The organism is Pseudomonas sp. NyZ201 (assembly GCF_049860765.1).
Lineage (GTDB): Bacteria > Pseudomonadota > Gammaproteobacteria > Pseudomonadales > Pseudomonadaceae > Aquipseudomonas > Aquipseudomonas bharatica.
The window spans coordinates 6,264,911-6,281,441 of the sequence record NZ_CP187557.1; the positions used below are offsets into that span (position 1 = coordinate 6,264,911).

A 16,531-nucleotide genomic window follows, 5' to 3' on the forward strand; every position below is an offset into this window, starting at 1 on the left:
GTTTATGGCCGCAAGGCGGCCATATGCATCAATGTATTTCGCAAAGCCCGTTGCAGGATTGCCCTGCAACGGAGGCGTGGCGGATCAGCGCTTGGTCGCCAGCAGATACAGGCCGACCAGCAAGCCGATGGTGCAGATCCCGGCAACGTAGAGCGCCGGGGCCATCGGGCTGAACTTGAGCAGCGCGGTCACGGCCATCGGGGTCAGGCCGCCGAAGATGGCGTAGGCCACGTTGTAGGAGAACGACAGGCCGCTGAAGCGCACCACCGGCGGGAAGGCGCGGACCATGACGAAGGGCACGGCGCCGACGATGCCGACGCACAGCCCGGTCAGGGCGTACATCGGGAACAGCAGGTCCTTGTGCTCGGCAAGGGTGTGGTAGAAGGTCCAGGAGCTGACCAGCAGCGCCAGGCTACCGGCGACGAACACACGACCCGCGCCGAAGCGGTCGACCAGCCTGCCCGCACCGATGCAGCCCAGGGTCAGCAGGACGATGGCCAGGCTGTTGGCCTGCAGCGCCACGCTCGGGGTGAAGCCGTAGACGGTCTGCAATATGGTCGGGGTCATCAGGATGACCACGATGATGCCGGCGGACAGCAGCCAGGTCAGCAGCATCGACAGGACGATGGCGCCACGATGGTCACGCAGCACGGCGCGCAGCGGTACTTCCTCGGCCAGGGCCTTGCGCTGCTGCAGTTCGGCGAATACCGGGGTCTCGTGCAGCCAGCGACGCAGGTACACCGAGAACAGGCCGAACACGCCACCCAGCAGGAACGGGATCCGCCAGGCGTAGTCGGCGACTTCCTCCGGGCTGTAGACGCTGTTGATCAGGGTCGCGACCAGCGAGCCGAGGAGGATGCCGGCGGTCAGGCCGGCGGTTAGGGTGCCACAGGCGAAGCCGGTATTGCGTGCCGGCACGTGCTCGGACACGAACACCCATGCCCCCGGCACCTCGCCGCCGATTGCCGCGCCCTGGATCACCCGCATGAGCAGCAGGAGGATCGGCGCCGCCATGCCGATCTGCGCGTAGGTCGGCAGCAGGCCCATGATCAGGGTCGGCACGGCCATCATGAAGATGCTCAGGGTGAACATCTTCTTGCGCCCCAGCAGGTCGCCGAAGTGGGCCATGACGATGCCACCCAGCGGACGCGCCAGATAGCCTGCGGCGAAGATGCCGAAGGTCTGCATCAGGCGCAGCCACTCGGGCATGTCCGCCGGGAAGAACAACTTGCCCACCACCGTGGCGAAGAACACGAAGATGATGAAGTCATAGAACTCCAGCGCACCACCGAGGGCGGAGAGCGACAGGGTCTTGTAATCGTTGCGGGTCAGCGGCCGGGCCGGCTGGTCGAGGCTGGAGGGAACCGATGTCATTTTGACTTCTCTTAATGGAAGGTAGAAGCGGGCAGCAAGGCTTATGGAGGCCGGAAAGAACCCCGCACGATAACAAATTGTCCGAAAGCGACACAGATCTACATATTCCGCGCAGATAATCATGACTGCATGGTCGTCGCTGTCTGCGAGGCTCTATATACTGGCCCCTCGTCGAAACCGGTTGCACCCAAGGTGGGATATTGTGCGAAAACGCTGCCAGGCTTGGCCTGGTCGGTTTCGCAGAGTTTCCCTCCGCCGCCTTCGAAGCGAAAACAGTGTAGTGAGTGGGCTGGATCGTTTTTTTGCGGCGTTACTGCGTCAACCAACGAAGCGTCACGGGTCAGAGGCACCCCCGGCATGATTGAGCTCGAACAAGAAGATCCTATCCCGCAAGGCGACCTGGCCTTGCAAATCACCGCACTTCCCCGCGAAACCAACGGTTTCGGCGATATTTTCGGCGGCTGGCTGGTCGCCCAGATGGACCTTGCCGGCACCGCCATGGCCAGCCGTGTCGCCGGCGGGCGCGTCGCCACCGTGGCGATCGATCGCATGGCCTTCCTGGTTCCGGTAGCGGTCGGCGCGCAGCTGTCGTTCTATACCCAAACCCTGGAGATCGGCCGCAGCTCGATCCAGATGATGGTCGAAGTGTGGAGCGACGATCCGCTGTCCAGCGAATGGCGCAAGGTTACCGAGGCGGTGTTCGTCTTCGTCGCCATCGATGGCAGCGGCCGCACCCGCTCCGTCCCGCCTCGTCGCTGACCAGGGCTCGCGCTAAACTCGCAGGTTCTTGCAAGGTCGAAGACCTCACGGCATATCCAACGAGAGCAGCGCATGTCCACACCCAAGGTCGAATCGGAACAACACGGCGAACTCAACTGCTGGCGCATCACCACTGACAGCGCCGAGCTGCTGGTGGCCCAGCAGGGTGCGCAGGTGCTGAGCTACCAGCGACTGGGCGAACCGCCCCTTCTCTGGCTGAGCGACCAGGCCCTGTTCAACCGCGGCAAATCGGTGCGCGCCGGCGTTCCGGTGTGCTGGCCGTGGTTCGGTAATCTGCAGCGCAACCCGCTGGCCGTTCAGCAACAGTTCCAGGGCAGTGACGCCCCGGCCCACGGGCTGGTGCGCGGGCGCGACTGGCAGTTGCTCGGCATCGACAGCACTGGCGACGAGGTGCAACTGTCGTTCGGGCTGCCTGAAACCCAGGGCGCATTGGCCGGCTGGCCGCACAAGGTCGAACTGACCCTCGAGATCCGCCTGGGCGCGCACCTGGCCTTCAACCTCACCAGTCGCAACCTGGGCGATGAAAAAGTCACCCTCAGCCAGGCGCTGCACAGCTACTTCGCGGTCAGCGACGTGCGCTCGGTGCGGGTGGAAGGGGTGAAAGGCCGGGATTACATCGAGACGCTCGCCGACTGGGAACAGCGTACCCAGCAGACGGACCTGGCGTTCAGCGGCGAAACCGACCGTATCTACCTGGATACGCCTGCGGAACTGAGCATCATCGATCCCGCGTGGGAGCGACGTATCCGCATCAGCAGCAGCGGCTCGCGCTCGGCGGTGATCTGGAACCCCTGGACCGAACGCGCCGCGCAACTGCCGGACATGGCCGACGACGGCTGGCAGCGCATGCTGTGCATCGAAACGGCAAATGTGTGGGATGACATCGTCGAGCTGGCGCCGGGCGCGAGTCACACCCTCGGCCTGACGCTCTCCAGCGAACCCCTCTGAACCTGTGCTGTTGCTGATTGCCTCATCGCCGGCAACGCCGGCTCCCACAGGGTGCTGAGCCTGCCGCAGAATTTGTGCCCGACGCGCAAGTTGTGGGAGCTGGCATTGCCAGCGATTGGCCCGACCGGATATACAAGGTCGTGCTTCAGCACTACAGGTCCGCATCCTCCACAACCCGCACTTTCGCCGCATCCATGGCATAGGCCGCATCCGCCAGGTCGTTGCTGACCTTCTCGACCTTCAAGGTCCCGCTGACCCACAGCGGCGTGTAGATATCCGCCAGCTTCACACCTTTCGGATAACGCACCAGCACCAGCTGGTTCGGCGGCGGCGGCGGCACGTGGATGCAGGCGCCCGGGTAAGGCACGAGGAAGAACAGGGTGCTGTTGCCCTTGGCATCGGCCTCCAGCGGTACCGGATAGCCACCCAGACGGATGGACTTGCCGTTCATGCCGGGCACGGTCTTGGTCGAGTACATCACCGCCGGCAGCCCCTTGCTCTGCTTCAGGCCGCCCTTGGCGGTGAAGGTGCCCTGGGCCTCGGGCGAGTTGTGGTCGATCTCGGGCATTTCTTCCAGGGCTTTCTGGTCCGACCTGGGCATCAGGTCCAGCCAGTCGGTTTCAGGCAGTTCGGCCCGGGCAAGGGTGCTGCACAACAGCAGTGGGATCAGGAAAAGCGCGCGCATGAAAAAGCTCGGCAACCGTAGGAAAAGTTGCCGAGCATTCTATCCCGCAATCAGTTTCTTTTGATCAGGCCGTAGATCACCAGCAGGATGATCGCGCCCACCACCGCGCCGATGAAACCGGCCGCCTCACCCGCCTGGTAGATACCCAGGGCCTGGCCACCGTAGGTCGCCGCGAGCGAGCCGCCGATGCCGAGCAGAATGGTCATGATCCAGCCCATGCTGTCGTCGCCGGGCTTGAGGAAGCGCGCGACGAGTCCGACGATCAGGCCGATGAAGATGGTTCCGATGATTCCCATGGCAATCCCTCTGAGTGAGTCCACCACCAAAAGCCTAGTCAGCGCTTCGGTGTCCTGCCATCAGAGGGCTGCCGGGCGGGGAGGTTCAACCCGTGATCAGGGCTTCGACCTGCTGGATCTTCTGTTCCAGCGTGGTCATGTCGGCGCAGCGCAGGGTGGCATGACCGACCTTGCGCCCGGCCTTGAAGGCCTTGCCGTAGTGATGCAGGTGGCAATCGTCGATAGCGACGACCTTGTCCACCGCCGGCACTTCACCGATGAAGTTGAGCATGGCGCTTTCGCCGACCTTGGCGGTCGAGCCCAGCGGCAGGCCGGCCACGGCGCGCAGGTGGTTCTCGAACTGGCTGCACTCGGCGCCTTCGATGGTCCAGTGCCCGGAGTTGTGCACCCGTGGAGCGATCTCGTTGGCCTTCAGGCCGCCATCGACCTCGAAGAACTCGAAGGCCAGCACGCCGACGTAGTCCAGCTTCTCCAGCACGCGACCGGCGTAGTCCTCGGCCAGCGCCTGCAACGGGTGCTCGCTGCTGGCGATCGACAGGCGCAGGATGCCGCTCTCGTGGGTGTTGTGCACCAGCGGGTAGAAGCGGGTTTCGCCATCGCGGGCACGTACGGCGACCAGCGAGACTTCACCGGTGAACGGCACGAAGCCTTCCAGCAGGCAAGGCACGCTGCCCAGCTCAGCGAAAGTGCCGACCACATCGGCGGCGCTGCGCAGGACCTTCTGGCCCTTGCCGTCATAGCCCAGGGTGCGGGTTTTCAGCACGGCCGGCAGGCCGATGCTGGCCACGGCGGCGTCCAGGTCGGCTTGCGACTGGATATCGGCGAAGGCCGGGGTCGGAATGCCCAGGTCCTTGAACATGCTCTTTTCGAACCAGCGGTCACGGGCGATGCGCAGGGCTTCGGCACTCGGGTAGACCGGGACGAACTGCGAGAGGAAGGCGACCGTTTCCGCCGGCACGCTTTCGAACTCGAAGGTCACCAGATCGACTTCATCGGCCAGCTGGCGCAGGTGGTCCTGGTCGCCGTAGTCGGCACGCAGGTGCTCGCCCAGCGGCGCGGCGCAAGCGTCCGGCGCGGGGTCGAGGAAGGCGAAGTTCATGCCCAGCGGAGTGCCCGCCAGGGCCAGCATGCGGCCGAGCTGGCCGCCACCGATTACACCGATCTTCATGGCAGCGACCTCAGGCCTGGCGCGGGTCTGGATTGTCCAGAACGCTGTCTGTCTGTTCTGCGCGGAACTGCTTCAGCACAGTATGGAATTGCGGATGCTTGGCACCGAGGATGCTCGCCGAGAGCAATGCCGCGTTGATCGCACCGGCCTTGCCGATCGCCAGGGTGGCGACCGGGATGCCGGCGGGCATCTGCACGATGGACAGCAGCGAGTCGACACCGGACAGCATCGACGACTGCACCGGCACGCCCAGCACCGGCAGGTGGGTCTTGGCCGCGCACATGCCCGGCAGGTGGGCAGCGCCACCGGCTCCGGCGATGATCACTTCGATCCCGCGACCTTCCGCCTCTTCGGCGTACTGGAACAGCAAGTCCGGGGTGCGGTGGGCGGAAACCACCTTCACTTCGTAGGGAATGCCGAGTTTTTCCAGCATATCGGCGGTGTGGCTAAGGGTGGACCAATCGGACTTGGAGCCCATGATCACGCCAACCAGTGCACTCATCGTCGAGCCTCTCCTGCAAGCGTCTTGTGACGCGCCAAAAGCAACGAGCCACGCGGGAAGACCGGCGTGGCTCGTCATACGGATTCTGAATCGACCGGGTCGGCCGAAGGCGCGGGATTATAGCGCAGTCGGGGCAAAGCCGCCCAGCCCCGTTGGTAAGGTCGGGCGATGGCCCGCTGAGAGGCTTCCAGATGCTCGGGCACCAGCCTTGGGGACTACTGTCGAGGCGCACTACCCCAATTGCCAAGGATGTCCTTATGCGCAAACGAATACGTATCACCCTGCCCCTGGCCTTCGCCGCCCTGTACCACGCCGCCTTCGTCAATGCCGACAGCGCGTTGACCGTCTGGGTGTTTCCCCACGATGAACTGGTGGACATTTCCAACGAACAGCTCCGGCTGGACTATTTCGACCCCTGGCTGGCAGAGATGCGCGAAATCACCGATCTGCCCGTGCAAATCCGCTTTCAGCGCAACGTTCCCGGCCTGACCGACCTCGACTATCACGCCGACGATCCCTCCCAGTCCCTCGCGGCCTGGTCGGATGCCGCCTGGACATGGCGCCGGCAACAGAACGCGCCAGGCGGCGTCCTGCACAACAAGTACCTGCTGCTGACCCGCCTGCCGCTGGATCCCGGCAACGAAACCCTGGGCCTGGCCCACCAGACCGGCCACGCCGCGATCGCTTCGATACACTCCTACGCCACCCCTGGCCACGAGCTGGGCCATACGCTCAGCGCCACCCACGAGGCGGCCGAAGTCAATTTCAACGGTTGGTTCTGCGAAACCTACATGTTCCCCACCCGTCTGAACGTGCGCTCCAATTGCTACCGCTATTCCGAGGAAAACCGCGCCAACATCGCCCGCTACCTCAGGCGTTCGGGGAACTGACCGGTGCCTGCTCCTGCATGCCCGACTCCAGCTTGCGCCAGAGCAAGCGCACATTGGCCTTGCGTACCAAGGCACATCGATAAAGGCGGATCTCCAGTGGCACATGCCACTGGGGACCGCCACAGATCACCAGTTCGCCCCGCTCCAGCTCGGCCCGTGCCGACAAGCGCGGGACCCAGGCGATCCCAAGGCCTTCCAGGGCCATGCTCTTCAGGCTGTCGGCCATGGCCGTCTCGTAGACCGTGGTGAAACGCAGGTTGCGCTGACGCAGCAGCAGGTTCACCGAGCGGCCGAGAAACGCGCCGGCGCTGTACGCCAGCAAGGGCACGCTGCCCTCGCCTTCAAGATCGAACAAGGGCTTGCCGTCGGGCCCGGCGGCGCACACCGGCAACATCTCGGTGTGGCCCATATGCAGGGACGGGAAGATCTCCGCATCCATCTGCAGCGCCGCATCCGGATCGTAGAACGCCAGCATCAGGTCGCAGCCGCCCTCGCGCAGGGCATGCACGGCATCGCCGACGTTGGTGGCCACGAGGCGCGTGGCGATATTCAGCCCGTCGTTGCGCAACTGGGCGATCCAGCGCGGGAAGAAACCCAGGGCCAGGGAGTGCGCGGCAGCAACCTGGATGACCTCACCCTGCCCACCTTCGAGATGATGCAAATGGCGGAGAACTTCGCTCAACTGGTCGACAACGGTACGTGCCGTGACCAGGAACAACTGCCCGGCGGCGGTGAGTTCTATGGGCGTGCGCGAGCGGTTGACCAGGGTCAGCCCGAGCGCCGCCTCAAGGCTGCGGATCCGCCGGCTGAACGCCGGCTGGGTGACGAAACGGCGCTCGGCGGCCTGGGAAAAGCTGCGGGTGGCTGCCAGCGCACTGAAGTCTTCCAGCCATTTGCTTTCAAGGTTCATGAAACTCTCTCCGAAAGCATGCACCAAATTGGAACACGCTTGATTTCGACAAAACGTCACATGAGACGTTATGCCGTTTGTGCATAGGTTAGCGTGCAACAGCATTGGCCGCAAAAGGGGGCTCACCCCTAGGATTAGCGCCATTCCGGCATGTGCCGGGTTAATTCGAGATGATATCCATCATGTCCGCTGCTGCATCGTTCCGCATTGAAAAAGACCTGCTTGGCACCCTGGAAGTCCCTGCCGACGCCTACTACGGCATCCAGACCCTGCGTGCTGCCAACAACTTCCATCTGTCCGGTGTTCCGCTGTCGCACTACCCGAAGCTGGTCGTGGCCCTGGCCATGGTCAAGCAGGCCGCTGCCGACGCCAACCGTGAGCTGGGTCACCTGAGCGATGCCAAGCACGCCGCCATCAGCGAGGCCTGCGCCCGTCTGATCCGTGGCGACTTCCACGAGCAGTTCGTGGTGGACATGATCCAGGGCGGTGCTGGTACTTCGACCAACATGAACGCCAACGAAGTGATCGCCAACATCGCGCTGGAGGTCATGGGCCACCAGAAGGGCGAGTACAAGTACCTGCACCCGAACAACGACGTGAACATGGCGCAGTCGACCAACGACGCCTACCCGACCGCGATCCGCCTGGGTCTGCTGCTCGGTCACGATGCCCTGCTGGCCAGCCTCGACAGCCTGATCCAGGCCTTCGCGGCCAAGGGTGAAGAATTCAACCACGTACTGAAGATGGGCCGTACCCAGCTGCAGGACGCGGTACCTATGACCCTGGGCCAGGAATTCCGTGCCTTCGCCACCACGCTGACCGAAGACCTGAACCGCCTGCGCACCCTGGCGCCGGAAGTGCTGACCGAAGTGAACCTGGGCGGTACCGCCATCGGTACCGGCATCAACGCCGACCCGGGCTACCAGGCCCTGGCGGTACAGCGCCTGGCCACCATCAGCGGCCAGCCGCTGGTTCCGGCTGCCGACCTGATCGAAGCCACCTCGGACATGGGCGCCTTCGTCCTGTTCTCCGGCATGCTCAAGCGCACCGCGGTCAAGCTGTCGAAGATCTGCAACGACCTGCGCCTGCTGTCCAGCGGCCCGCGTACCGGCATCAACGAGATCAACCTGCCGGCGCGCCAGCCAGGCAGCTCGATCATGCCAGGCAAGGTCAACCCGGTTATCCCGGAAGCGGTGAACCAGGTGGCCTTCGCCATCATGGGCAACGACCTGGCCCTGACCGTCGCTGCCGAAGGCGGCCAACTGCAGCTGAACGTCATGGAACCGCTGATCGCCTACAAGATCTTCGACTCCATCCGCCTGCTGCAGCGCGCCATGGACATGCTGCGCGAGCACTGCATCGTCGGCATCACCGCCAACGAACAGCGCTGCCGCGAACTGGTCGAACACTCGATCGGCCTGGTCACCGCCCTGAACCCGTACATCGGCTATGAAAACGCCACCCGTATCGCCCGCGTCGCCCTGGAAACCGGCCGCGGCGTGCTGGAACTGGTGCGCGAGGAACAGCTGCTGGACGAAGCGATGCTCAACGACATCCTGCGTCCGGAAAACATGATCGCTCCGCGTCTGGTTCCGCTGAAGGCGTAACCCCACGCACCAACCGTCTCACCAGGTCGAGGGACTAGACACCTCTCACCTTTGAGGGCCCAGGGCTTACACCCCGGGCCCTTTTTTTATGCCTGACAGAAACGCCCCGGATGTCGTAACGTGCCCGGCTACGAACAAGACCGACCATGGAGAATGGCGCATGAATCCGGCGTCCCCCCGTCCCGCCCGCAGCATCATGGTGCTGTACACCGGTGGCACCATCGGCATGCAGGCCAGTGCCGACGGCCTGGCCCCTGCTTCCGGTTTCGAGCAGCGCATGCGTGAAGCGTTATCCACAAGGACGGACCTGGCGCCCTGGCGTTTCCGGGAAATGGCGCCATTGGTCGACAGCGCCAACATGACGCCTCATTACTGGTTGCGCCTGCGCGATGCCGTCATCGATGCCGTGGATGGCGGCTGCGATGCCGTATTGGTCCTCCATGGCACCGATACCCTGGCCTACAGCGCGGCGGCCATGAGCTTCCAGCTGCTCGGGCTGGAAACGCCGGTCCTGTTCACCGGCTCGATGCTGCCGGCCGGCGTGCAGGACAGCGATGCCTGGGAAAACCTCACCGGGGCCTTGCAAGCCCTGACCGATGGACAGCCGGCCGGCGTGCAACTGTTCTTCCATGGCGAGTTGCTGCCACCCCAGCGCACCACCAAGGTGCGCAGCTATGGGCGAAACCCGTTCGTGGCGCTCAAGCGCAATGCCCTGACCACTACCGCTTCCACCTTGCCCGCCGCATTGAGCTACCGCCAGCCACGGCAGCCTGTGGATATCGCCGTGCTTCCCCTGGTCCCGGGGATTTCCGCGGATCTGCTGCGGGCAGTTATCCACAGCGGCGCCCAAGGCCTGGTTCTGGAATGCTACGGCAGCGGTACGGGGCCAAGCGACGACCAGGACTTTATCCACGCTCTCGAACAGGCCCATTCCCGTGAACTCGTGGTGGTGGCGATCAGCCAATGCCATGAAGGCGGTGTCGAGTTCGATATCTATGCGGCCGGCAGCCGCCTACGCCAGGCCGGCGTGCTATCGGGTGGCGGGCTGACCCGCGAAGCGGCTTTCGGCAAGCTGCAATGGTTGCTGGGCAGCGGCCTGCCGTTCGAGGAAGTGCGCCGCCTGATGGAACTGGACCTGGTGTGAAGGCATGCAAATTGCTCGTTTTCCGCACAGTCCACCAGCCCGGTAATCGAGCATGCTGCACTCCCACCTGACCACGCTGCACGCGGTATCCCTGGTCGTGCAGACCTTCCGCGACGAAGCCCTGCTCCAGGGCAGCGGTATCAGCACCGCCGACCTTGGCCGTGCCGACTCGCGCATCACCACGCGCCAGGAAATGCAGGTGTGCGCCAATGCGGTGGCCCGGCGCCGGGATATCGGCCTGGAACTCGGGCGGCGCATGCATGTTTCTTCCTACGGCATGCTCGGTTATGCCCTGCTGTCCAGTGCCACTTTGGGTGACGCTTTGCGCCTGGCGCTGCGCTACCCCGCGCTGCTGGGAACACTTTTCCGCCTGCGCCTGGTCGAGGAAGGCGAGCGCGTCTGGTTCAGCGCCAGCGATTACCGCGAGGAGCCGGAACTGGCGGCGTTCAATGCAGAGTTCTGCCTGGTTTCGCTGAAGGTGATCTGCGATGACCTGCTGGGCAAGCCCCTGCCGCTGCTCGCCGCACGTTTCGCCCATGGTGAGCCGGACTATCGCCAGCAGTACGGGCAAACCTTCACCTGCCCGCTGCACTTCGATGCCGTGGACAACGCCTTCGCGTTCGATCGCAACTGGCTTGAGCAGCCGTTGCCGCTGGCAGACCAGGTTACCCACGGAACCATGAGCGAACGTTGCCGGCAGCTGAACCTGGAATTCACCGGACGCCAGGCCTGGCTCGGGCGGATCCGCCAGTTGCTCGCCGATCAGCTGGGCGCACCCCCGGGGCTGGAGGGCCTGGCGCGACAGATGAACTGCTCGTCGCGCACCTTGCGCCGCCACCTCGGCGAGATGGGCAGCAGCTACCAGCAACTGCTGGACGAGCTACGCTTCGAACGGGCCAAGCATTTGCTCGGTGAAGGGCAGATGCCGATCTACCGGATCGCCGAGGTGCTGGGTTTCAGTGAAACAGCGAGTTTCCGGCATGCGTTCATGCGCTGGAGCGGGGTGGCCCCCAGCCATTTCAGGGCCTGAACCGGCCTCATCGCTGGCAACGCCAGCTCCCACAATGACCGCGTGCACCGCAAGAACTGTGGGAGCCGGCGTTGCCGGCGATCGCCGACACCACAGAAACAAAGCCGGACGCCACCCTTGGCCATATCGATCCCCTTTTGGCCACTTCCACCGTTCAGCCTCACCGCTTTGCACCGCACCATCCGGGAATCAACGCCAGTGCTCCGGAGAACAACAAATGCTGACGATCTATTCCGATGACCACCGCCTGCACCACGGCCGCTGCGAGCTGATCGACGGGCAACTCATGCCCTGCTTCGAAATGCCGTCGCGCGCCGACCACGTCCTTGAGCGGGTCAAGGCACGCAACCTTGGCCCCATCAGCGGCCCTACGGATTTCGGCCGCGCCCCGCTGCAGCGGGTGCACAGCGCCGATTACCTGAATTTCTTCGAAGGCGCCTGGGCGCGCTGGGCCGAACTGGAGCGCGACGGCGACCTGCTGCCGTTCACCTGGCCGGCCCGTACCCTGCGCTCGGTCAAACCCACCAGCCTGCTGGGCGAACTTGGCTACTACAGCTTCGATGCCGGTGCACCGATCACCGCCGGCACCTGGCAGGCCGCCTACAGCGCAGCGCAGGTCGCCCTGACCGGCCAGGCCGCGATCCAGGCCGGTGCCCATAGCGCCTTCGCCCTTTGCCGTCCGCCAGGGCACCACGCCGCCAGCGACGTGATGGGCGGCTATTGCTACCTGAACAATGCTGCCATTGCCGCCCAGGCCTTCCTCGACCAGGGCCACCAGCGCGTGGCGATCCTCGATGTCGACTACCACCATGGCAACGGCACCCAGGAAATCTTCTATACGCGCAGCGACGTGTTGTTCGCCTCGATCCACGGCGATCCGCAGGCGGAATTCCCGTTCTTCCTCGGCTATGCCGACGAACACGGCGAAGGCGATGGCAAGGGTTACAACGTCAACTACCCGCTGCCCGCCGGCAGCGACTGGGCCACCTGGAGCGCCGCCCTCGACCAGGCCTGTGAGCGGATCGATGCCTACGCCCCGGACGTGGTGATCGTGTCCCTCGGCGTCGACACCTTCAAGGACGACCCGATTTCCCAGTTCAAGCTCGACAGCCCCGACTACCTGGCCATGGGCGAGCGCATCGCGCGCCTGGGCAAGCCGACCCTGTTCGTGATGGAAGGCGGCTACGCGGTGGAAGAAATCGGCATCAATGCCGTGAACGTTCTCGAAGGTTTCGAACGCAGTCAACAGGAAGCCCAAGCATGACCCGACTCAAGCGCCTGCTCGCCCCCCTGCTGTGTACCTCCCTGCTCGCCGGCAGCCTCCAGGCCGCCGCCGAACCGCGTACCTTGCGGGTCTACAACTGGTTCGACTACATCACCCCACAGACCCTGACCGACTTCCAGAAGGACGGCCAGGTCAAGCTGGTGTACGACATCTTCGACACCAACGAGGCCCTGGAAGCCAAGCTGCTTACCGGCAACTCCGGGTATGACGTGGTGGTGCCGTCCAACGTGTTCCTGGCCAAGCAGATCGAAGCCGGGGTATTCCAGCCACTGGATCGCAGCAAGCTGCCGAACTGGCAGCACCTGGATCCGGCCTTGATGAAGCTGATCGAAGCCAACGACCCGGGCAACAAGTTCGCCGTGCCCTACATGTATGGCACCGTGCTGATCGGCTTCAACCCGGCCAAGGTCAAGGCCGCGCTGGGCGACAACGCACCGGTGGACAGCTGGGACCTGATCTTCAAGGAAGAGAACATCGCCAAGCTCAAGCAATGCGGCGTGGCGCTGCTCGATTCGCCGTCGGAAATCATGCCGCTGGCCTTGCAGTACCTGGGCCTGTCGCCGAACAGCAGCAAGCCCGAGGACTACAAGAAAGCCGAAGCGCTGATGCTGAAGATCCGCCCGTACATCACCTACTTCCACTCCTCCAAGTACATGGCCGACATCGCCAACGGCGATATCTGCGTGGCGGTGGGCTATTCGGGCAGCTTCTCGCAGGCGGCCAACCGCGCGATCGAGGCGAAGAACGGCGTGGTGGTGGATATGCGCCTGCCGAAGGAAGGCGCACCGATCTGGTTCGACATGCTGGCGATTCCGAAGGGCGCGGCCAATCCCGAGGATGCCCATGCGTTCATCAACTACCTGTTGCAACCGAAGGTGATTGCGCCGATCAGTGATTTCGTCGGGTATCCGAACCCGAACAAGGACGCGACGGAGCTGGTGGCGCCGGCGATCCGCAACAACCCGAACCTGTACCCGACGGCAGAGGCGATGACCAGGCTGTACACGTTGCAGCCTTTGGGCCGGGATGCGGAACGGGCTCGGACCCGGGCCTGGACCAAGATCAAGGCCGGGACCTGATGGCCTCATCGCGGGTAAACCCGCTCCCACAGGGATCGCGTGCACCGCAGACCTTGTGGGAGCGGGTTCACCCGCGATAGGGCCCTAATGAACAGCAAATACCTTCACCCGTTCCACACCTTCCTAAGCTTGCCCAAAGCCTCGGCAATCCCGGCCTCCCCCACCGCCGCAAACCCCAGCACCAGCCCCGCAGTCTTATCCACAGTCCCCGGCAGCCAGTAATCCCCCAACCCATTCAGCTCCACCCCTGCCTCCAGCGCCTTTTCCACCAGCCAGCGCTCCCGTTCGGGGTTATCCACATCCACCTTCACATGCAGCCCAGCAACCATTTCCGGCAATGCGCCAACACCGGAGATATCCACAGGCCAGCCCGCGATCAACGCATTGCGGCGGCTCAAGGCCGCCCGACGCATGCGCCGGATATGCCGCTGGAAATGCCCCTGGGCCATGAATTGCGCCATCACCGCCTGCGTCCCTGCTTCCGAATGCCGCACCATCAGCGCCCTGGCGCGGGAGAACGGTTCCACCAGTTGCTTCGGCAATACCAGGTAGCCCAGGCGCAACGCCGGAAAGGCCACCTTGCTGAAGGTGCCGACGTACAGCACCCGCCCGCTGCGATCAAGTGCCGCCAGCGGGGCCAACGGCGCGCCGCTGTAGCGGTACTCGCCGTCATAGTCGTCCTCGACGATCCAGCCATCGCTGCGCTCGGCCCAGGCCAGCAACTCCAGGCGCCGGGCCAGGCTCATGACCACCCCGGTGGGGTACTGGTGAGACGGCGTGACATAGGCCATCCGGCAGTTCTTCAACGCTGCCAGTGCGGTGCAATCCAGTCCCTCGCTATCCACCGCAACACCGTGCACCGTCGCCCCCGTCAACCCGAAGGCACACCCGGCAGCCCGATACCCCGGGTTTTCCACAGCCACCCCCACTCCAGGCTCCAACAGCAGCTGTGCACAAAGGCTGATTGCCTGCTGCGCGCCGGTGGTGATCACAATTTGTTCAGGCGTGCAGGAAAGCCCCCGCGAACGCCGCAGGTAGGCGGCGATGAGTTCCCGAAGCAGCGGTTCCCCCGCCGGGTCGCCGTAACCGAGCGATTGCGCATGCGGATTTCGCCAGAAACCCGCCTGCAGCTTGGCCCAGACCTCGAACGGGAACAGATCGAACGCCGGTACGCCAACGCGAAATGCCCGGGGCGGACCGCTTCGTGGCGTAGGCAAATGGTGGGTTTCGAGGCGAAAAATCGGAGCATTGTGGATAACTTCACTGGATGAATCGCCAGTATTTCCCAGCAGAAATGTGGATAAACCTGTTGATAAACCCCGGGATAACCCTGTGGACATTTTTGTGGATACTTTCGTGGACAGCTTCGGCAGCTGGCTGACGTAGGTTCCATCACCAACCCGGCTTTCGATGAAGCCCTCGGCGTAGAGCTGGTCGTAGGCGCGCACCACGCTGTTGCGCGACAAACCGAGGATCGCCGCCATGTCCCGGCTCGCCGGCAAGCGCGTGCCACTGCCGAGGCGTCCGTCCAGCACCCGTGCACGCAGGGCTTGGTAAAGCTGGCGGGTCAGGCCCTGGCGGCGGTCGAGGACAATACCCGAGGGATCGAAAGGCAGGGAAACGGACGGCTCGTTCATAACGATTGGACCCAGAAAACTGACCTGAAATGGCTCTTACACTGAACCAATAGCCTGCCTAGGATGAAGCCATTCGCCAAGGAAAAATTCTCCATGTACACACCCAGCGCGTTCAGAGACGACGACCTGCAAAGCCTGCACGCCCATATCGGCAACACCCGCCTGGCCGTATTGATTACCCACGGGGAACAGGGCCTGCTGGCCACTCATGTGCCACTGCTGCTGGATCCGCAGTCGGGCGAGAAAGGCACGCTCTATGGCCATATGGCCCGCGGCAACAAGCAGTGGCGTGACCTGGAAAGCGGTGCCGAGGTGCTGGTGGTGTTCCCGGGCGCCGATGCCTATGTCAGCCCCGGCTTCTACCCGAGCAAGGCGCAGGACCCACGCACCGTACCAACCTGGAACTACGTCGCCGTGCACGCCTGGGGCATACCGGAAGTTATCCACGATGCAGAACCGTTGCTGGCGATCGTCCGCCGCCTCAGCGACCGCCACGAGCAGGGCCGCGAGCGTCCCTGGTCGGTGGACGACGCCCCTGCCGACTACCTGGACGGCATGCTCAAGGCCATCGTCGGGTTCGCCATCCCCATCGAACGCCTGCAATGCAACCGCAAACTCAGCCAGAACCGCTCGGCCATCGATCGCGAAGGCGTGCGCAGCGGCCTGGCCGCCAGCGCCGATCCGCTGGACAACCACCTCGCTGCCCTGATGCAGCAACCCTGAAGGAACGTGTCACATGCCAACCGTACAGATTCTCCCGGTCAGCGCCGCCAGCCATGAGGCCTGGTACCCGTTGTGGCAAGCCTACCTGCGCTTCTACCAAACCGCCCTGCCCGACACGGTCAGCGCCGTGACCTGGCAGCGCTTCCTCGAGCCGTCCGAGCCGACCAATGCCGCCCTGGCCTGGGTCGATGGCGAGGCGGTGGGCATGGTCCACTGGATCTACCATCGTTCCAACTGGTCCGTGGAAAACGCCTGCTACCTGCAGGACCTGTACGTAGAGAGCACGCAGCGCGGCCTGGGCATCGGTCGTCAGTTGATCGAGCACGTCTACGCCCAGGCCGCCGAAGCAGGCTGCGCCAAGGTCCACTGGCTGACACACGAAACCAATGCCACCGCGATTTCCCTGTACGAGCAGGTCGCCGAACGCCCTGGCTTCATCCAGTTCCGCAAGCAGATTCCGTAAGCCGAGGTGC

17 protein-coding genes are annotated in these 16,531 nt (G+C 64.0%); 10 read left to right on the top strand and 7 right to left on the bottom strand.

Annotated features, from left to right (window positions below; all coding sequences use genetic code 11):
• Positions 1 to 84: 84 nt before the first annotated feature.
• Entirely contained in the window at positions 85 to 1,374 is a 1,290-nt protein-coding gene (locus tag ACPFMA_RS28260) for an MFS transporter (RefSeq protein WP_420059305.1), read from the bottom strand.
• A 357-nt stretch (positions 1,375 to 1,731) separates the two neighbouring features.
• On the opposite strand from ACPFMA_RS28260, the gene ACPFMA_RS28265 reads away from it, so the two are divergent.
• The gene (locus ACPFMA_RS28265) at positions 1,732 to 2,133 is read left to right on the top strand and encodes an acyl-CoA thioesterase (RefSeq protein ID WP_009402429.1); all 402 of its coding nucleotides are present in this window, start codon (positions 1,732 to 1,734) and stop codon (positions 2,131 to 2,133) included.
• Between the two features lie 72 nt (positions 2,134 to 2,205).
• Entirely contained in the window at positions 2,206 to 3,102 is an 897-nt protein-coding gene (locus ACPFMA_RS28270; RefSeq protein ID WP_420059304.1) for a D-hexose-6-phosphate mutarotase, read from the top strand.
• 151 nt (positions 3,103 to 3,253) lie between these two features.
• On the opposite strand, the gene ACPFMA_RS28275 is transcribed toward ACPFMA_RS28270, so the two are convergent.
• From ACPFMA_RS28275 to purE, 4 genes are all read right to left on the bottom strand, one after another.
• Positions 3,254 to 3,787 carry a DUF3299 domain-containing protein gene (locus ACPFMA_RS28275; RefSeq protein WP_064302195.1) on the bottom strand — a complete coding sequence of 178 codons (534 nt, stop codon included), beginning with the start codon at positions 3,785 to 3,787 and terminating at the stop codon, positions 3,254 to 3,256.
• Positions 3,788 to 3,837: 50 nt separating this feature from the next.
• The gene (locus ACPFMA_RS28280) at positions 3,838 to 4,083 is read right to left on the bottom strand and encodes a GlsB/YeaQ/YmgE family stress response membrane protein (RefSeq protein WP_009402432.1); all 246 of its coding nucleotides are present in this window, start codon (positions 4,081 to 4,083) and stop codon (positions 3,838 to 3,840) included.
• Between the two features lie 85 nt (positions 4,084 to 4,168).
• Positions 4,169 to 5,251 carry a 5-(carboxyamino)imidazole ribonucleotide synthase gene (locus ACPFMA_RS28285; protein ID WP_064302194.1) on the bottom strand — a complete coding sequence of 361 codons (1,083 nt, stop codon included), beginning with the start codon at positions 5,249 to 5,251 and terminating at the stop codon, positions 4,169 to 4,171.
• A gap of 10 nt (positions 5,252 to 5,261) precedes the next feature.
• Complete coding sequence (purE, locus tag ACPFMA_RS28290) at positions 5,262 to 5,753, bottom strand: 5-(carboxyamino)imidazole ribonucleotide mutase (protein WP_009402441.1); 492 nt, start codon at positions 5,751 to 5,753, stop codon at positions 5,262 to 5,264.
• A gap of 257 nt (positions 5,754 to 6,010) precedes the next feature.
• On the opposite strand from purE, the gene ACPFMA_RS28295 reads away from it, so the two are divergent.
• On the top strand, positions 6,011 to 6,643 hold the full coding sequence (locus ACPFMA_RS28295) for a hypothetical protein (protein WP_425929461.1): 633 nt from the start codon (positions 6,011 to 6,013) through the stop codon (positions 6,641 to 6,643).
• Here the strand turns inward: ACPFMA_RS28295 and ACPFMA_RS28300 are convergent.
• The gene (locus tag ACPFMA_RS28300; RefSeq protein WP_064302193.1) at positions 6,624 to 7,553 is read right to left on the bottom strand and encodes a LysR substrate-binding domain-containing protein; all 930 of its coding nucleotides are present in this window, start codon (positions 7,551 to 7,553) and stop codon (positions 6,624 to 6,626) included. The two genes, ACPFMA_RS28295 and ACPFMA_RS28300, sit on opposite strands and share 20 nt — an antisense overlap.
• Positions 7,554 to 7,735: 182 nt before the next feature.
• Between ACPFMA_RS28300 and aspA the strand changes: the two genes are divergently transcribed.
• The 5 genes from aspA (at position 7,736) to ACPFMA_RS28325 (ending at position 13,698) form a co-directional block, all read left to right on the top strand.
• Positions 7,736 to 9,160 carry an aspartate ammonia-lyase gene (gene aspA, locus ACPFMA_RS28305; protein WP_009402447.1) on the top strand — a complete coding sequence of 475 codons (1,425 nt, stop codon included), beginning with the start codon at positions 7,736 to 7,738 and terminating at the stop codon, positions 9,158 to 9,160.
• A gap of 160 nt (positions 9,161 to 9,320) precedes the next feature.
• Positions 9,321 to 10,304, top strand: a complete 984-nt coding sequence (locus tag ACPFMA_RS28310; RefSeq protein WP_425929462.1) for an asparaginase — start codon at positions 9,321 to 9,323, stop codon at positions 10,302 to 10,304.
• A gap of 52 nt (positions 10,305 to 10,356) precedes the next feature.
• Positions 10,357 to 11,334 carry an AraC family transcriptional regulator gene (locus ACPFMA_RS28315; protein WP_064302191.1) on the top strand — a complete coding sequence of 326 codons (978 nt, stop codon included), beginning with the start codon at positions 10,357 to 10,359 and terminating at the stop codon, positions 11,332 to 11,334.
• A 217-nt stretch (positions 11,335 to 11,551) separates the two neighbouring features.
• Positions 11,552 to 12,598 (top strand): histone deacetylase family protein, encoded by a 1,047-nt coding sequence (locus ACPFMA_RS28320; RefSeq protein WP_064302190.1) that lies wholly within the window; start codon positions 11,552 to 11,554, stop codon positions 12,596 to 12,598.
• Positions 12,595 to 13,698 carry a polyamine ABC transporter substrate-binding protein gene (locus ACPFMA_RS28325; protein WP_425929463.1) on the top strand — a complete coding sequence of 368 codons (1,104 nt, stop codon included), beginning with the start codon at positions 12,595 to 12,597 and terminating at the stop codon, positions 13,696 to 13,698. The genes ACPFMA_RS28320 and ACPFMA_RS28325 overlap by 4 nt, the downstream gene beginning before the upstream one ends.
• A gap of 104 nt (positions 13,699 to 13,802) precedes the next feature.
• On the opposite strand, the gene ACPFMA_RS28330 is transcribed toward ACPFMA_RS28325, so the two are convergent.
• Positions 13,803 to 15,335 (bottom strand): PLP-dependent aminotransferase family protein, encoded by a 1,533-nt coding sequence (locus ACPFMA_RS28330; RefSeq protein ID WP_425929464.1) that lies wholly within the window; start codon positions 15,333 to 15,335, stop codon positions 13,803 to 13,805.
• 93 nt (positions 15,336 to 15,428) lie between these two features.
• Between ACPFMA_RS28330 and ACPFMA_RS28335 the strand changes: the two genes are divergently transcribed.
• Both ACPFMA_RS28335 and ACPFMA_RS28340 read left to right on the top strand, forming a co-directional pair.
• A complete protein-coding gene (locus ACPFMA_RS28335) occupies positions 15,429 to 16,058 on the top strand; it encodes an FMN-binding negative transcriptional regulator (protein ID WP_064302188.1) in 630 nt (209 codons plus the stop codon).
• A gap of 13 nt (positions 16,059 to 16,071) precedes the next feature.
• Complete coding sequence (locus ACPFMA_RS28340) at positions 16,072 to 16,521, top strand: GNAT family N-acetyltransferase (protein ID WP_064302187.1); 450 nt, start codon at positions 16,072 to 16,074, stop codon at positions 16,519 to 16,521.
• The last annotated feature ends 10 nt before the right edge of the window (positions 16,522 to 16,531 follow it).

Bases quoted from the DNA above. Each gene is read 5' to 3' on its own strand.
- ACPFMA_RS28260 (WP_420059305.1), bottom strand. From the start codon at position 1,374: ATGACATCGGTTCCCTCCAGCCTCGACCAGCCGGCCCGGCCGCTGACC.
- ACPFMA_RS28265 (WP_009402429.1), top strand. From the start codon at position 1,732: ATGATTGAGCTCGAACAAGAAGATCCTATCCCGCAAGGCGACCTGGCC.
- ACPFMA_RS28270 (WP_420059304.1), top strand. From the start codon at position 2,206: ATGTCCACACCCAAGGTCGAATCGGAACAACACGGCGAACTCAACTGC.
- ACPFMA_RS28275 (WP_064302195.1), bottom strand. From the start codon at position 3,787: ATGCGCGCGCTTTTCCTGATCCCACTGCTGTTGTGCAGCACCCTTGCC.
- ACPFMA_RS28280 (WP_009402432.1), bottom strand. From the start codon at position 4,083: ATGGGAATCATCGGAACCATCTTCATCGGCCTGATCGTCGGACTCGTC.
- ACPFMA_RS28285 (WP_064302194.1), bottom strand. From the start codon at position 5,251: ATGAAGATCGGTGTAATCGGTGGCGGCCAGCTCGGCCGCATGCTGGCC.
- purE (WP_009402441.1), bottom strand. From the start codon at position 5,753: ATGAGTGCACTGGTTGGCGTGATCATGGGCTCCAAGTCCGATTGGTCC.
- ACPFMA_RS28295 (WP_425929461.1), top strand. From the start codon at position 6,011: ATGCGCAAACGAATACGTATCACCCTGCCCCTGGCCTTCGCCGCCCTG.
- ACPFMA_RS28300 (WP_064302193.1), bottom strand. From the start codon at position 7,553: ATGAACCTTGAAAGCAAATGGCTGGAAGACTTCAGTGCGCTGGCAGCC.
- aspA (WP_009402447.1), top strand. From the start codon at position 7,736: ATGTCCGCTGCTGCATCGTTCCGCATTGAAAAAGACCTGCTTGGCACC.
- ACPFMA_RS28310 (WP_425929462.1), top strand. From the start codon at position 9,321: ATGAATCCGGCGTCCCCCCGTCCCGCCCGCAGCATCATGGTGCTGTAC.
- ACPFMA_RS28315 (WP_064302191.1), top strand. From the start codon at position 10,357: ATGCTGCACTCCCACCTGACCACGCTGCACGCGGTATCCCTGGTCGTG.
- ACPFMA_RS28320 (WP_064302190.1), top strand. From the start codon at position 11,552: ATGCTGACGATCTATTCCGATGACCACCGCCTGCACCACGGCCGCTGC.
- ACPFMA_RS28325 (WP_425929463.1), top strand. From the start codon at position 12,595: ATGACCCGACTCAAGCGCCTGCTCGCCCCCCTGCTGTGTACCTCCCTG.
- ACPFMA_RS28330 (WP_425929464.1), bottom strand. From the start codon at position 15,335: ATGAACGAGCCGTCCGTTTCCCTGCCTTTCGATCCCTCGGGTATTGTC.
- ACPFMA_RS28335 (WP_064302188.1), top strand. From the start codon at position 15,429: ATGTACACACCCAGCGCGTTCAGAGACGACGACCTGCAAAGCCTGCAC.
- ACPFMA_RS28340 (WP_064302187.1), top strand. From the start codon at position 16,072: ATGCCAACCGTACAGATTCTCCCGGTCAGCGCCGCCAGCCATGAGGCC.